11 protein-coding genes are annotated in these 15,787 nt (G+C 58.0%); 7 read left to right on the top strand and 4 right to left on the bottom strand.

Translation table 11 applies throughout. From position 1 onward, the window contains the following. Positions 1-42: 42 nt before the first annotated feature. The 3 genes from AC0L3I_RS06315 to AC0L3I_RS06305 all read right to left on the bottom strand — a co-directional run bounded on the left by AC0L3I_RS06315 (position 43) and on the right by AC0L3I_RS06305 (position 3,867). The gene (locus AC0L3I_RS06315) at positions 43-1,176 is read right to left on the bottom strand and encodes a hypothetical protein (RefSeq protein ID WP_473526326.1); all 1,134 of its coding nucleotides are present in this window, start codon (positions 1,174-1,176) and stop codon (positions 43-45) included. Further along, on the bottom strand, positions 1,173-2,411 hold the full coding sequence (locus tag AC0L3I_RS06310; protein ID WP_473526325.1) for a glycosyltransferase: 1,239 nt from the start codon (positions 2,409-2,411) through the stop codon (positions 1,173-1,175). The genes AC0L3I_RS06315 and AC0L3I_RS06310 overlap by 4 nt, the downstream gene beginning before the upstream one ends. Before the next feature lie 205 nt (positions 2,412-2,616). After that, complete coding sequence (locus AC0L3I_RS06305) at positions 2,617-3,867, bottom strand: glycosyltransferase (RefSeq protein WP_473526324.1); 1,251 nt, start codon at positions 3,865-3,867, stop codon at positions 2,617-2,619. 767 nt (positions 3,868-4,634) lie between these two features. On the opposite strand from AC0L3I_RS06305, the gene AC0L3I_RS06300 reads away from it, so the two are divergent. Genes AC0L3I_RS06300 through AC0L3I_RS06285 form a run of 4 tightly spaced genes read left to right on the top strand, consistent with a single transcriptional unit; the run spans position 4,635 to position 10,187 of the window. Further along, entirely contained in the window at positions 4,635-7,211 is a 2,577-nt protein-coding gene (locus AC0L3I_RS06300) for an SGNH/GDSL hydrolase family protein (RefSeq protein WP_473526323.1), read from the top strand. Further along, positions 7,208-7,468 (top strand): acyl carrier protein, encoded by a 261-nt coding sequence (locus AC0L3I_RS06295; RefSeq protein WP_258118594.1) that lies wholly within the window; start codon positions 7,208-7,210, stop codon positions 7,466-7,468. Before AC0L3I_RS06300 ends, AC0L3I_RS06295 begins: the two co-directional genes overlap by 4 nt. A gap of 8 nt (positions 7,469-7,476) precedes the next feature. Beyond that, positions 7,477-9,039, top strand: coding sequence for an amino acid adenylation domain-containing protein (locus AC0L3I_RS06290; RefSeq protein ID WP_473526322.1), 1,563 nt, complete (start codon positions 7,477-7,479; stop codon positions 9,037-9,039). Continuing rightward, positions 9,039-10,187 carry an acyl-CoA dehydrogenase family protein gene (locus AC0L3I_RS06285; protein ID WP_473526321.1) on the top strand — a complete coding sequence of 383 codons (1,149 nt, stop codon included), beginning with the start codon at positions 9,039-9,041 and terminating at the stop codon, positions 10,185-10,187. Before AC0L3I_RS06290 ends, AC0L3I_RS06285 begins: the two co-directional genes overlap by 1 nt. 1,017 nt (positions 10,188-11,204) lie before the next feature. On the opposite strand, the gene AC0L3I_RS06280 is transcribed toward AC0L3I_RS06285, so the two are convergent. Next, a complete protein-coding gene (locus tag AC0L3I_RS06280) occupies positions 11,205-12,572 on the bottom strand; it encodes an exopolysaccharide biosynthesis polyprenyl glycosylphosphotransferase (protein ID WP_473526320.1) in 1,368 nt (455 codons plus the stop codon). Positions 12,573-12,966: 394 nt separating this feature from the next. On the opposite strand from AC0L3I_RS06280, the gene AC0L3I_RS06275 reads away from it, so the two are divergent. The 3 genes from AC0L3I_RS06275 (at position 12,967) to AC0L3I_RS06265 (ending at position 15,731) form a co-directional block, all read left to right on the top strand. Further along, complete coding sequence (locus tag AC0L3I_RS06275; protein WP_473526319.1) at positions 12,967-13,689, top strand: Crp/Fnr family transcriptional regulator; 723 nt, start codon at positions 12,967-12,969, stop codon at positions 13,687-13,689. Between the two features lie 525 nt (positions 13,690-14,214). Further along, complete coding sequence (locus AC0L3I_RS06270) at positions 14,215-14,508, top strand: hypothetical protein (RefSeq protein WP_473484934.1); 294 nt, start codon at positions 14,215-14,217, stop codon at positions 14,506-14,508. Between the two features lie 251 nt (positions 14,509-14,759). Further along, positions 14,760-15,731 carry a Vgb family protein gene (locus tag AC0L3I_RS06265; protein WP_473484936.1) on the top strand — a complete coding sequence of 324 codons (972 nt, stop codon included), beginning with the start codon at positions 14,760-14,762 and terminating at the stop codon, positions 15,729-15,731. Positions 15,732-15,787: the final 56 nt, after the last annotated feature.

Genomic DNA, 15,787 nt, shown 5'->3' with positions numbered 1-15,787 from the left:
CTCATTCGTTGACTACCCGCAAGAGACGGAGATGGCAGTCATTCACTGAAACCGCCGAGCTGCCTCCAACAGCAATCTGCGGATTGCGCTGGTGTGTACGACGTCGAAAACCCCTGAGAGAAAGGGCAGCCGCCTCCGCGTCAAGTAGGTCCACCGCTTCAGAAGGCGCTCCAGACGGAAGCCAATCTGATCTTGAACGGCCTTGTGGTGGAGTTCGATCTCCCGTCTCTTCTCCAACGAAAGTCCCGGATAGGGTTGCCAGGCGGCCTTGGCCGCGTCGAGATCAAATACCGGAAAGCTAGGCAGACAGAACTCCGTGCGTAGACGCTCCATGCTGGGCTGCAACTTCGAAAGGAGGCTGGCTCTTTCATCGGGTGAAAGATATTCGTAATTATTATTGGGGCTCGTCACTCTCCGATCGACCAATCCATAAATCGTGCGTTCCAGCTCCCGTTCAGAAAAAAGAATGTGCTCGTTCCTGAGGCGCTTGTATTCCAAGACATCCCGACTCAGGCGTTCATTGGCGCGCAGACAGAGCCATATAAACGCGGAGATATCGTCGATGCCGACGACATTCTTCATGAAATCATCGATCACGTTCGGCTGGGTCGACTCGTACACCCGTGCCGAACACGCGTTTGTCCCAAAGACTTCGCGCCAAATTGAAAGGCAGCGATGATAGTCTAGCATATCCTCGATAATGTCCAGAAAATCGATGACGTCTCCCGTGAACAGAACACCGCGCTTTATGTGCTGATTGTACAACGACTCGAGATAATGATCAGGTCTTCTGACGTAACACAATACATGACATTCCACCTCCGCCGGAATTGACGCGCGCAAACGTTCGATCAGACTGCGTTCCGACGGGACATCAGCGCTGGACGTCTTGCCCATAAAGCGCATCAGGTGCATGACCATAGAATAGAGATTTTCTGAACTTGCGATGATTGTGTGCGCTCCGTCTCGTTCAGCCTTTCTCAGATGATGTAGAAAGAAAGGCCGGAATTTATCCGATCCGCACAGCGACTGCGTATTGATCTTGAAATTGAACTCGTGCGGAGAGGTGGCATAGTGAATGCCGTGCTCGCCGAGGTTCTTTGCATTCGCGCACAGGAATTGCTGTAGCGCCGTGGTGCCCGTCTTTTGAGTGCCGATGTGAAGAATGAGCTTCATGTGAGGTTCATACCCGGGACGCGGAGCGAAGATGTCTTTTCTTTGAGGAGAGCCGCGTAGAGCTCCATTTGCTGCAGGACGACGCTCTCCATGCTGAAGCGCACAGCGATAGTTTGGACTGCGCGCCGCGCCATCTCATCGCGCTCGGCTTCCGACAGGCCGAGCGCGCGACGAAGGAGTCCGTAATACTCCGCATGCGAGCGAGCCAAAAAGCCGCTGCGCTCATGCTCCACAATGTCGGATGCACCGCTCACATCGGTGATGATCGGGACCACGCCGCAGCTCATGGCCTCGAGCAAGGCGTTTGACATGCCTTCCGAGATCGAGGTGGAAAGATAGAAATCAGCCTTCCACAGCAAGGGAAATACATCTTCGACCGCGCCGGCGAATGTGACCTTGCCGGAAAGGCCCAACCGGACCGCCTGTTCCTCGAGAGGGACGCGGCACTGGCCATCGCCCAGGATGGTGAGTTGCGCCTTTGCGTCGGCGGGAAGTGCCGCGAAAGCATCGATCATGTGCTCGACGCATTTTTCCGGATCGAGACGGCCAAGGCAGATAAAGCGTTGGCTGCCATCGGCGCTCGGCTCGCGGCGCGGCTTGCGGGGCAGATCGATCCCATTCGGAATCATATGAATGCGATCCGCGCCGATGCCATGTCTCTTCAGATCACCAGCGATTTGGCGGCTATTGGCGATGAAGGCCGTGACGTGACGTTTAATCAAGGCGGACGCCCAGCGACCGATGATCTTCTTTTCGCGCACAACGTCGAGATCGAAACACCGTCCGCCCCGGGCCAATTTTGCGAGAACCGGTTTGCGCAGGAGGGCTCCTGCCAATGCCGCCGGAACAGCGTGAAGTCGGGCATGGATGATATGTACGACATCGAATTCGTCGCGACGGCGCAGCATCCAGATCAAAACCTGGACACACCACGACAGGAACGACAGCATATGCCGCCCGCCCAAATACGGAGCCGCGCGCAAACGAAGGCGATGGACAGGCACCCCGTCGATGGCGGACCGTTTCGGGGTCGAGTGCGACAGTCTGGGTGCCAGAATGGTCGCGGAAACGCCGCTTTCAACCAGCACCCGAGCAAATCGTCGCGCCTGTTGTTCGCCGCCGCCATATGACTCAGGAAAATAGGTTGGGAGCACGAGCAGAACACGTATGCTGGGAAGAGCTTCGGCTCGCGGGGTCTTCATCGGATAAGCGGAGGCAACTTCTGCTTCAATCATATCAATCCGCCGGATACCGTTCCTGGAGCCAAGGCGGCCACCAAGATTACAACCCCGTCCCATGTGCAAAAAAGAAGATGCCTCTTTGGCATCTCACTGCCTTTCAGCGCATCGATCCCCTTATCGTCCAGATCGACGCACTCCACCTCATCCCCGAAATCGGCAAAGTTTGCACCGCTAACCAATCCGGCAAGGCTGCACCCGTTCATCGCGGAAGCGCCACATTTCGGACAGGAGGTGTTGTTGATACTCCCGTGCTTGCCCGATGCTGGTCAAGAGCCTCGCGGTAAATGGCATCGGTCCGCTTGCCCATCAGCTTGACGTCCCAGTTCGAAAGATCCGTCGCCGCGGCGGCACCTTGGGCGAGGCAGGCCAGTCTTGCTCGATCCTCCAGGAGGGCGGCAATGGCGTCGGCCATCGCTGCCAAATCATCCGCGGGTGTAATCACACCGTTGATACCAGGGCGGAGCACTTCGCGAAGACCTGGCAGATCGCAAGCGACGCAGGGCTTGCCACCGGCGAGATATTGCATGACCACGCGGGGCAATCCCTCCCGCATGGAACAGAGCAGGCAGAGGTCCGCGAGCGCGATCAGCCGCTCGGGGTCGTCCCGATAACCGGTAAAGACCACTTGTCGCTCGAGCCCAAGCCGCTTGGCCCGCGATTCCACGGTCGAGCGAAGCGGCCCGTCGCCCGCGAGCACAAGCACAGCGTCGGGTAACCGGACGGCGACTTTGTTGAAAGCGTCCAGAAATTCCGTGTGTCGCTTGCGTGGCTCGAAAGCCGCGATCATCAAGAGCACGGACGGGCGCGGCGCGTCTGGGGTCAAGCGCAACAAATCGCGCCAACCGTCGGGCGGACCGGCGTTGCGAAAACGATCGAGATCGAATCCGGAATGGACGACATAATGTTTGTCTGGATGTCCCACTCCCGCGCTCAAGCATAAGTCGCGGATGCCCTCGCTCACACTGATGAACGCACTGGTGACTGGCGCTGCCAGCTTTTCCAAGGCGAGATAAGTAAACCGCTCGGCGACGCCGACATTGACAAAAGGCACGATATGCACGCCATGAACGATCGCTGGAACTCCCGCCGCCCATGCGGCGAGCCGCCCGAGAATGCCTGCCTTGCTGGTGTGCGTATGCACGATGTCGGCATTCAAGGCGCGGAATCTCCGGGTGAGCGCCAACAATGCCCGCATGTCGGAGACAGGCGAAATGGACCGAGTCAGGCCCGGGACGCCAATGAGTTCCACCCGCGGGTCCACTTTAGCTATGATTTCCGGCAGGACCGTCTCGCCATGTAGCAGGGCAACATCATGCCCCCCTTGCGCGGCCCAATTGCAGGAATGGACAGTATTCTCATCAGCACCGCCATTGATGAGACGGGTAATGACATGAGCGATACGCAGTCGACGCCCCAAGTCAATCTTGCCTTCCGCGTCCTGTACTTTCATATCGCCGCACCGATCGCGCTGAATTTATCCGTTGGGTGCGTTCCCATGCCCAGCCGCGCTTTTGGTCCATGCGTCCCGATATCGGTGCTACTGCATTGGAGTGACATGCCACGCCTCGGTGGGTGCATGCCGTATGGAGATGAACCCCGAATCCTAAGTGTCCTTCTTGGGCCATGACACATGCAGTCCGTAAGGAGGGTTATTCCAACGGCTTCCAGTCGATCAGACCTAACTTGTTGGATGTAAACGTCCCAGAGAACTGCCGCTGTTACCCCGGGCACAGCGGAGTGATTATTTTGTGGTATACCTTGTACCAATACTTCTGCCTTATCGCGTTTGAACGAAATCGGATCGGAACCGGACTCGTTCAAAAAGTAGTGGAGGCAACGCTTTAAGGGACAACGCAGATAGAGCGTCGGCTGCCATCGGCGTTCGGCTCGCGGCGCGGATTGCGGGGCAGATCGATCCCATTCGGAATCGGCTTCCAATCGGTCAGATTTAGCTTGTTGGATTTATGCGTCTTAGAGACGGGTCGCTGTTACCCCGGGCACAGCGGAGCGATTTTTCTCTGATACGCTTGTGTACTTCTGCGTTTGCGCGGAACCGGACTCGTTCAAAGAAGTCAAGGCAACGCTCTAAGGACCGGGCGCTTTACCCGTCAGGGATGGGAGCCATGGGAGGGGGGGACCAGCAGCTTGCGGATCTTTCGCGTGCCCCAAAGCTACTTCTTGTCGATGTCCGCCGGCAGCTGGTTGAGGCGCGCGAGCGTGCATTCGATCAAGACATTGTCTCTTCCCTGGTCGGCGGATCCTACGGGGACTGAGTCGAGAAGCATCCTGGCTTGGTTCGCCATAGCCGGCGAGATGGCCCTCTTCATCGCGCTGGTCTATCTCCTCAGGCTTGAGAGTACTGCGCTTGTCCGCGTCCTGCTCGTTGCCCTCGCCGGCTGGTGCGTGCACTACTTCCTGCCACAGCGTTACCGGCTGCCGTTTTTCGTGCTGCTCTCGTTCGCGGCTATCGCCGCAGTTTTCGCGAACCTTGGGCCCAACTGGCACCACTGGAGATTTGAGGGCCTCATCGATGCCGCCTGGATGGTCGCCATTGGGCTCGTGCTGATCGGAATTGTCCACCTACCGATCGCTTTTGGATGGAGAGTGCTGGCGCTGGTTGGCGCCGGCTGCGGGCTCGCCGCCGCACGAATGGACTGGATTGCGATCCCGTGGACGCGCGCCGTCTGGCCCGTGCTCGCTTCAATGTTCATGTTCCGTCTCATTGTCTATGCGTACGAAATGCGGCGTGACCAGAGGATGGCGACGGTTTCGGAACGTCTCGCGTATTTTTTCATGTTGCCGAACGTGTGCTTCCCGCTCTTTCCGGTCGTAGATTTTAGAACTTTCCGTAGCAGCTACTACAATGCTGACCGGCATTATATCTATCAAACAGGTGTTCAGTGGATGTTTCGCGGCGCTATCCATTTAATATGCTACCGTATCGTGTACCAGAGGTTTGTGATCGATGCTGCGGATGTACACAGTCAGATTGAACTTTTGCAATTTATAATATGGCCATTTTTACTTTATCTGAAGGTTTCAGGAACTTTTCACATAATCACCGGGATTTTGCATTTATTTGGATTCAACCTTCCAGAAACCCACAATCTGTACTTTCTTTCCTCAAGTTTCACAGATTTCTGGCGTAGAATAAATATATACTGGAAGGACTTCATAATGAAAATTGTATACTATCCATTGTATTTTCGTTTTCGACGCTGGGGAGAGAGCGTAGCGCTGGTCAGCGCGACCCTCCTGGCGTTCCTCGCGACTTGGCTGCTGCACAACTATCAGTGGTTCTGGTTACGTGGCACCTGGGTATTCACCTGGAACGACTTCCTCTTCTGGATGATCCTGGCCGTGCTTGTGACGATCAACGCCCACTATGAAATGCGGCACGGTCGCACGCGGCGCCTGCGTGGCGGGGCACTAAGCTGGAACGGTGCGCTGCAAACTGCTGGCCGGACCATCGGCGTGTTCGTCGTCATCTCGCTCCTTTGGTCGTTTTGGAGCGCGAGCTCGGTCCCGCAATGGTTCTCGGTCTTCGAAACCGTGGGTGTGGAAGGCCCTGGCAAAACAACGCCCGCCCTCGTGCTGCTCACGGTAGCAGCTATCATTGGCGTTCCTGCCCTTGCGCTCGCGCGGGGCGCCGCCGACCGCCAATACAGTTTTCGGCGGTCGGTTGCGTCGGTCGGTGTCTGCGGGTTGATCGCGGTTTGCATCTCGCTCCCCGGGTTTCGCGATCGCCTCGGCGAGACTGTGAGTACCGCAATGGCCGACATTAGAGCGCCGAACCTCAATAGCCGCGACAACGAGAACCTGGAGCGCGGCTACTACGAGAACCTCGTCAATGTCAGCGCTTTTAACCCAGAACTGTGGATTGTCTACGGCCAACGACGAGACGAGGGATGGGTCAATTTACACAAGACGCCGCTGAGTGAGTTTACGGGTGCGCTTCCCTCGATCTATCTGCGCCCACTCTCCCAAGCAGACTATAAGGGAAAGCGGGTCCATATCAACCGCTGGGGCATGCGAGATCAGGACTACGAAAAGATTCCTGCTCCCGGCACCCTACGAATTGCAACCGTCGGCTCTTCGCACGTCTTCGGCGAGGGCGTCGCGGATGAAGAGATTTTCGAGGGCCTGTTGGAGCGGCGGCTGAATGAGCAGGCGGCCGACAGCGGGTATCGAGATTACGAGGTGCTGAACTTCGCCGTCGGGGGCTATGTTCCCCTGGACGTTCTGGCCATCACCGAGGATCGGGTGCTCGCATTCAAACCAAAGTACATTTTTTACTTCGAGCACACCGCGCTTATTCCACGAATGCTAAAGCGTCTCGCGACAGCAATCCAGAATGGCTCCGCATATCGCTACAACTTCGTGAGCGACATTGTACGCGAGAGCGGGATCGATCCCAGCGCCGACCGCGAGGTGCTTCAAAAAAAGCTCACGCCCTACGGAGAGAGACTTCTGCGTGCAATCTATTCTCGAATCGTGGAAGCTGCGAAGCGAGAAGGTGTCGGGGTCTTTTGGATCTATCTACCCAGACCAGACGAGAGGACCAGTCCCGAGCTGGAGAGGCGCCTCGCTGCCGAGGCTGGATTCAACGTTCTCGATCTTTCCAACGTGTATGACGGGCACGACTGGCGGACCCTTCTTGTAGCACCTTGGGACGATCACCCAAACGCCGCCGGCCATCGGCTCATCGCCGACAAGCTTTACGAGGTGCTGCAGCAACACCGGGATCTAATTCCCCTGAACCTTGCGGTTGCTCCGCACAAGGAGGAACAATGAACGCGATCCAGATCAGGACGATGGCCAGGGATTTCATATTGAAGGAATTCCTGCCTGGTGAAATGCCGGAGAATCTGACAGATTCAACGGAGCTGATAACTGGCGGCATTCTCGACTCGCTGGCGACGCTCAAGCTCGTTGCCTACCTGGAAAAGTCCTGCGGCATCGAAATCGCCCCCGACGAACTCGTGCCGGAGAACCTGAACTCCATCGCCCATATTGCCAATTTCGTGCAATCGAAGCAGGCGTGCACGTAGAGCCCGTCATGCCGGTCGCTATCTTGCACGAGTACTTGGAACAGAGCGCGAGGCGGTATCCCCAGACGTGCGCCGCTGTCGAGGCGAGCTCTGGGCGGCAGATCACCTACGGCGAGCTCGACGCGCTGTCGGACCAAGTCCGCGACCATCTGCGTCGGATCGGCGTCCGGCCGGCGGACCGCGTCGGCATTTGCCTTCCAAAGTCTATCGCCTCGCTCGCTGTTCTGTTCGGCATCTTGAAGGTGGGCGCGGCCTATGTGCCCGTCGACTCTCTGGCACCGCCTGCGCGTAACGCGTTCATATTTACCGACTGCGGCGTGCGCGCGATTTTCGTGGAGGCTTCCCGAGCCGAAACTTTGCGCTGTGAGTTGGCGCGCTTGGCTGCGGAACCTTGTCTCTTACCGCTCGACTGGTCCGACGGTCCCTCGCCGCTCGCGACGTACCTGGCTCGCGTAGAGGCCGGCAGCTTGGCGGTGGGGGACGAATCGGCGCGGCCGGGGCCGGACAACCTCGCTTACGTGCTTTACACTTCGGGCTCGACCGGCCAGCCGAAGGGCGTGATGCTGACGCATCGTAATGGCTCGAGCTACGTGGATTGGTGCTCCGAGATCCTCGCCCCTGACGAGAATGACCGCTTCTCCTCCCATGCGCCTTTCCACTTCGACCTGTCTATCCTCGACATCTTCGTACCGCTGAAGCACGGCGCGACCGTATTCCTCATCGGTGAGGAGCTCGGCAAGAATCCGACCCGGATGGCGTCGGTTATCGCCGAGCGGCGGTTGACCGTCTGGTATTCCACGCCCTCCGTACTCACGCTTCTGGTCGAGCACGGCGGCCTTGATGCTCGCGACGACCACGCTCTTCGGTTCATTCTATTTGCCGGCGAGGTTTTTCCGGTCAAGCATCTGCGCAGGCTAAAGGCCGTGGTCCCACGCGCACGCTACCTGAATCTCTATGGCCCAACCGAAACCAACGTCTGTACCTACTACGAAATCCCGCAGACGATCGCCGAAGACCGCTCGGCGCCGTTTCCGATCGGGCGCGCCTGCTCGCATGTTAAGGCACGCGTGATCGATGCGAATGGTCGCAACGTGCCGCGAGGCCAGGAAGGCGAGCTCGCAATCAGCGGTGCGCCCGTGATGCTGGGCTATTGGAACATGCCTGAGCGAACAAGCGCCGCTTTTCATGTCGATTCAAGCGGTCGCTGGTACCGTACCGGCGATGTAGTGATCGAAGGCGATGGCGGAGTCTACACCTTCCGCGGTCGACGCGACCGGATGGTGAAGAGACGGGGATATCGGATCGAACTCGGCGAGATCGAGACGGCGCTCTATCGCCATCCAGCGATCTCCGAGGTGGCGGCGATCGCTCGCTCGGAAGAGTCGGGCGTCTCCATAAAGGTGTTCTATGCCTCGCGCGACGGCCATGCGCTGTCGCTCATCGAGCTGAAGCGGTTCTGCGCCCACAACTTGCCGGCCTACATGGCCCCGGACTGGTTCTCGCATCAGCAGTTACTTCCCAAGACATCGACAGATAAAATCGACTACCAGCATCTGATGAGGATAGAGTAGTGGATTTCGCGCTGAACGAGGAGCAGCGTATCCTGCGCGGCCAGATCCTTCGCTTCGCGCAAGATAAGCTCAATAAAGATGTCAGGCAGCGCGACCGAGACCAAGTATTCCAGCGCGAGTTGTGGGGGGCTTGCGCGCAGATGGGCCTGACCGGCCTGCCAGTCCCCCAAGCCTACGGGGGACCCGGTCTCGATTCCCTGTCCACGGCCATTGCAATCGACGCGCTTGGCTACGGCTGCGAGGATTCCGGCTTGGTCTTCTCGATCTGCGCCCACCTTCTGGCCTGCGTGGTGCCGATTTGGAAATTCGGCACTGAAGAGCAGAAGAATCGATATCTTCCGGGGCTCTGTGATGGCACTTTGATCGCAGCCAATGCGATGAGCGAACCGGAGTCGGGCTCCGATGCATTTGCGATGCAAACCCGGGCGGAGCCTCATGGCGACGGCTTTCTAATCAACGGCACGAAGACCTTCGTGAGCAACGGGCCGGTGGCAGATGTTGCCGTCGTCTTTGCTGTCACTGACCGCGCCAAGGGGTATTTCGGCGGCATCACGAGCTTCCTCGTGGACCGCGCGCTGCCCGGCTATCTGGTCGCGCAAAAGTTCGAAAAAATGGGACTGCGGACGTCTCCGATCGGGGAGCTTGTCTTCGAGGACGTATTTGTTTCGAAGGACGCTGTTCTCGGTGGAGTAGGCGGCGGCTCCAGGCTGTTTGCTCATAGCATGGACTGGGAGCGGGCGTGCCTATTCGCCAGTCATGTAGGCACCATGGAGCGGCTTCTGGAAAAGGCAGTGGCCTATACGCGCACCCGACGTCAGTCCGGCCAGGCAATCTCCAAGCACCAGGCGGTCGCCCATAAGATTGCCGACATGAAGATGCAAGTGGAGGCGGCCCGACTGCTCGTCTACAAGGCGGCGTGGGGCCTTGAGCGCTCCCAGTCCGTATCCCTTGACGCCGCCGTTTCGAAGCTCTTTGTGAGCGAATCGCTAGTTCGCACGACGCTCGATGTCGTCCAGGTCTTCGGCGGCTATGGTTTCTTGAGCGAATTCGACGTCGAACGTGCCGTGCGTGATGCCATCGGCAGCAAACTCTATTCCGGAACTTCGGAGATACAGCGCAACATTATTGCTGGTTGGCTGGGGCTTTGATGACGGCTGTGGTCAGAATCTTTCCGGTGAAGGGCGGCGTAAGCTGTCGTTGGGCCCTGCCCTCAGTTCGCGAAAAAGGGCGCTCGATTTTGGTGAGGCAACCGGAGAGTGGTACTATCACAACCCACGGAGCCACCACGGCGGAGGGCGCTTTTATTGTTCGACTTGGGTGCGTCTGCCCAAGCCCGTGGTCTCCGAACTTGCGGCTCAAAGGCGAAGAACTAGACCAGTGTTTCATGGCTACGTTCCTCACGCCGCGATTTGTGCCTACTTGACCGAAATGGACGTTGTACTCGCGCCCTATCTTAGAGATGTAGAGGGCCAGGGCGGCGGTCGAAATATCGCTGAGGGAATGTCGCCGCTCAAGCTCTTCGAATATATGGCGCATGGCTAACCCACAGTGTCCTCGGACCTGTCAGCTATCCGAAAAGTTTTGAGGGATAGCGTCAACAGCGTTCTGGTGTCGCCAGACAACCCATCCGACTGGGTCAAAGCTCTTCAGCGCCTGCGCGAAAACAAGGCGCTTCGGGATCAGATTGGTCAGCAGGCGAAGGCAGACTTTCTGTCTAGGTACAGCCGCATCGCACGTGCAACCAACATTCTAGAGGAAATCAAGGGCCGGATGCCGTCGAGCGGAAGCTCATAGGACTGCACAATTTCTCTTGTTGAAGGCGGCTGCGCCGCCAGCAAGCCTGCTTTCCGTTCGCCGCAATGAGCCCGTGGTCCGTCCTGAACCGTGGAATGGCAAGATCCGACTGCCCCCGGCTTTTTGCTGAGATTCCGTCATGTGTTGCTCCGACCATCTCCCCGCGTCGCGTTGATTTTCGCATTGAGCTAAATTTAGCCTGCGAGATGCGCCACTGTCCGGCGACTGAACCGGCGCGAACCCGATTGTGAGGCTCGATGTACTCGCTGGCGGCGGGATCGCCCGAAGCATCAGAATCAAAATTATCCGGTCAATCAGTCGGAAGATGGAAATACATACATCCATTTAGCTCAATGAGAAGCTGCTATACATCAATAGACATTGCGATCCGAAAACACCAGTAAAGCAGTTTTCCAAATTATCTTAAGATCGAGAAGCATGCTCCAGGATTTTATATACCAGAGGTCATGCTCAACGCGTTTTTCCATCCTCCAGAGCTCCTTCGTTTCCCCTCGAAAGCCATTGATCTGAGCCCAGCCTGTCAAACCGGGTTTTACATGATGGCGATAAGCATAGCTCGCAATGATCACACTATAGGTATCGTCATGAGCGACGGCGTGAGGTCGGGGCCCAACCAGGGACATCTCCCCCCGAAGCACGTTGAATAATTGCGGCAGCTCGTCGATGTTTGACCGGCGCAATATTCGGCCAAGTCGGGTAACCCGCGCATCATTACGCTGAGCCTGGCGAATTTGTGTACCGTTCTCCTGCACCGTCATCGATCGGAATTTGTAAATATTGAACGGCTTACCACCAAAACCTCGTCGCATCTGCCGGAACAGCACAGGGCGACCGCTCTCGAGCGCTATGGCACATGCGGCCAAGGCCATCAACGGACACAGGAACAGTAGGAGCAGGGATGCAACAGCAATGTCGAACAACCGCTTCAGCAGGCGTTCGGCAGGCCTCAAAGGCACACGCTGGACTTCGAAGGCCCGCTGCCAGCCGGTGTGCAGCGGGCATCCAGCCAGAATTCTATCTATATAGGCGTCGGCGAAAAGATAGATCGGCAGGGGGAGGCGGGACATTTCCTCCAGGATGCGTTCGATCAACTTCCGCTGGTCCCAAGAGCAAAAGAGATAAACTGTCCCATACGAGCCACTACGGAATGCAGCCTGTGCAGCTGCGACGGCGGCATGCACCGATCGTGCTGCGGTCGTGCCATCATCGTTCTCGATATTCGAAACACCACAAACCGCGATGCCCTGTTGCCTGAGCTTGCCGATTATCCCCTGTTCCTTTCCAGGAACGCCAGAGTAAAACAGATAAACTGTGCGCAACACGAGTTTCTCAGCCGCCAGAAGCCGTTTCAGCCCACGCGCTAGAACCGCGTGGCCAGGCAGCAGGATTGGGAATCCGACCGCAAACGCCAGCGTCAAGGAGCCGCGCGAGAACGTCGACGTCGTCTTCGTGAGAAAGGCGAGCCAGAGAATTGAAAAGAAAACAAACAGCCAGCCGCTGAAGAGTGTTTTGATCCTGCAGTGATCGTCCAGGATGCCACTAACCGTGTAGGCGCCCCTGGCGGTCATGAATGCGACCAGCAACAGACCGGCGGTAACACTTAGGCAGATCGAATCCCAGATATCTGGCGGCCTCACGCCGAAGGCCCTATGGTAGAGCTCAATTGACGCAAGAAGTATTGTCTGTCCAAGGAGGAAATCAGCAGTTGCGAGAAACACGCAAACTGCTCCCACGGGAAGCCGTAGCGGCTCTACGCTCCGCTTCCAGAGCGCACGCGACGCCTCGGTTGGTGCATGCCGCATGAAGACGACCCCCCGAATCCTGTTGCATCCCTTCTCCTTCTTGGCTCATGGCACACGCCATCCCATAAGGAGGGGGGTTATCCCAACGGCTTCCAGTCGGTTAGATTTGATTTAAATGTCTCAGAGACATGCCGCTGTTACCCCGGGCACAGACGAGTCGCTATTTTATCGTATCCTAATGTGCTAATATTTTCTGCCTTGACGCGTTTTGCGCGAGAACGGACTGGAGGTCGGACTCGTTCAACGAGGTGGTCAAGGCAATGCTCTTGGGGGCTGGGGCGCTTACCCTATCAGGGAGGGAGAGGGAGCCATGGCAGAAAATGGCGCTGAGGTTCGGGTCAAACAGCTGAACAAAATACGCTTATTTCGGCAATTTGGGCAAGATACTCTTAGTGAAATGGCGAAAGCAGCCATCCTAAGGAGGGTTCCAAAGAATAAAGTCTTAACTCACCTTGGGGACATACCGCGTTATATTTACTACATAATTCACGGAAAAGTTCGTCTTAGTGTTCCCCTCTCAGACGGCCGAGAATTCATCTTTTCTGATCTCGGTCCCGGTGACACTTTCGACTTGACTAGATTGTTCATCGCGCGACACAGTAACATGAACGCTGCGTCAGTCGTGGACAGCGATTTGCTCCAAATCGAAGCAGCTTTCATGGCTAGTGTCTTCGACAAGCACCCAGATCTCGCACTGAAGGTGATCCCGTACTTATGCCAAGCAACGCACGACGCGCAAGAGCGAGTGATCCACAGTGCGTCCAGTGCCCTATCCATTCGATTGGCGAGCACGCTCTTGCGATTGACTGAGACCCCGCACAGCACGGCTACCGTGAATGGAGCTCTGAGCATCCACATTTCGCAGACCGACCTCGCGGCAATGATCCCGGCGTCTCGAGCGAAAGTGAATCGTTGCCTGAGAGAATGGGAACGGCGGGATCTGACCCAATACGACCACGGCTCGCTGACAATTCTCAATCGCACCGCATTAGAGTCTGTTGCTCTTGGCTACTCGCGTTTGATCGTTCAATGATGCCTTTCCCGTGTGCTCGGGCATCTCCACGCCATCCTCCGGGAAGATAATGAACCGGAAGTGGTGCCGGTCGTGCTCGGATCGCTCGGTAAAGTCCTTTACGTCGGCGTCGTAGGTCGCCGCACCGGACACTGCCGGCGAGATGGCAACGCACTCGCGCAGCCCCGAGCATCCCCAGGACCCTCGGCTCCCGGTGGAGTTGGAGCACCGCCAGACCGGCCGGCGCAACCTCCTGGCCCAGATGCGGCTCGGCAGCTTGCGAAATGAAGCAGCTAAGGGTCGACTGTTTGCCCAAGCGGTCAGCTTGCCGCCGGAACGCGTCGGGAAAGAGTTATGGCCTAGCGTCACGGGCCGCCCAGCCAGCTACCGCGAGCGACCGGTAATCGCCGGCGCTTTTTTGTACCCCCGAGATTGGACGATGGCACGCAGAAAGAGCACCGCCTTCTTGCTGCGCGCGGTGCGACTTTGCTGTTGGGGAATCCGGGATTATTATCGGCCGCCCAATTACCTCACGTCGGGGGAAGAATGGATCTGCAAGCCTTCAGAGATTCGATCGCGAAATCACAGCCGCCCGCCGGCTTGAGTCCAGCCCTGGAGGCGCTTTGGTGGGATGCAAAGGGCGATTGGGATAAGGCGCACGAACGTGCGCAGCTGCGCGACGATACTGCGGGTATGCGCGTGCATGCCTACCTGCATCGCAAGGAAGGCGATCAATCGAATGCGGAATATTGGTATCGTCGCTGCGACGCCGCGCCGTCGACCTTGACGCTTGAACAGGAATGGCAAGAGTTGGCGCGTTCACTTTTGCGGCAAAGCTGACGCCTTCCGCATGCCAGGTCTGGTTTTGGCCGCGATCCGTCGTCGTATCCACGTTTTCCCACGATGCTACCGCCTATCGACGATTCTGGGTTTGCAGGCCTGGGCGAGGGCAGGGGCTACACTAGCTCCTGACTTTGATCAGCAAGCGGCACGGCGAGCTCGGCATCTGCGGCTCGGCCGCCGCAGCGGCGCGAAAAGGATCGTGGATCGCTCGCTGTGCAAATTGAAACTCGCGATGTGAGGAGTTCGCCATGTTTCGTACGATTGCGTCGGCGCTGTTCGCCGCGCTGCTCTGCTCGGTGGCCTCGCGTGCCGCCTCGGAGGAGGTCCGCTACTATCCCGTTCCGGAGGGCGCCGGCCCGCACGATGTCGCTCCGGCGCCGGATGGGTCCGTATGGTACACCGCCCAGGGACAAGGCGCGCTTGGGCGGCTCGATCCTGATACAGGCGCGGTCAAGCACATCGCCCTTGGCGACGGCTCGGCGCCGCACGGCGTGATCGTTGGTCCCGACGGCGCCGCCTGGGTGACCGACAGCGGCCTCAACGCCATCGTGCGCGTCGATCCTGAGACGGAAGCGGTGAAGGCCTTTCCGCTCCCCGAGGGGCACGGCTACGCGAACCTCAATACCGGTTCCTTCGACAAGGACGGGAGGCTCTGGTTCACTGGGCAGGAGGGCATTTACGGCAAGCTCGATCCGGCGAGCGGCATGGTCGAAGTTTGGAACGCGCCCCGTGGTCGCGGCCCCTACGGGATCACGACCACACCGTCCGGTGAGGTCTACTACGCCTCGCTCGCCGGCAACCACATCGCCCGGATCGATCTTTCGACCGGCGAGGCTTCCCCAATCGACCCGCCGACCGCGGATCAGGGCGCCCGCCGCGTCTGGTCGGATTCCAAAGGCCGCATCTGGGTCAGCGAATGGAGAACCGGCCAGGTTAGCGTCTTCGATCCGGCAGCGAATGATTGGCGCAGTTGGAAGCTGCCCGGAGGCGAGCCACAGGCCTATGCCGTCTATGTCGATGAATGCGACAAGGTCTGGCTCACCGATTTCAGCGCTAACGCCATCGTCCGCTTCGACCCGGAAACGCAGACCTTCGCGAGCTTCCCGTCCGACCGCGACAATGCCAACGTGCGTCAGATCAACGGTCGCTCCGGCGAGGTATGGGGCGCGGAGTCTGGTACCGACCGCCTTGTCGTGATCGAGACCGAAACGGGAAGATAAAAGCAAAGAGGTCGAGGCAACGACGAAGGGCAATTGCGCGAAGAGACCGCATGTCA

This window comes from Mesorhizobium sp. WSM4840, assembly GCF_055811755.1.
The sequence above is the reverse complement of the archived record's forward strand: the minus strand, read 5'-3'. Positions and strand labels throughout refer to the sequence as shown.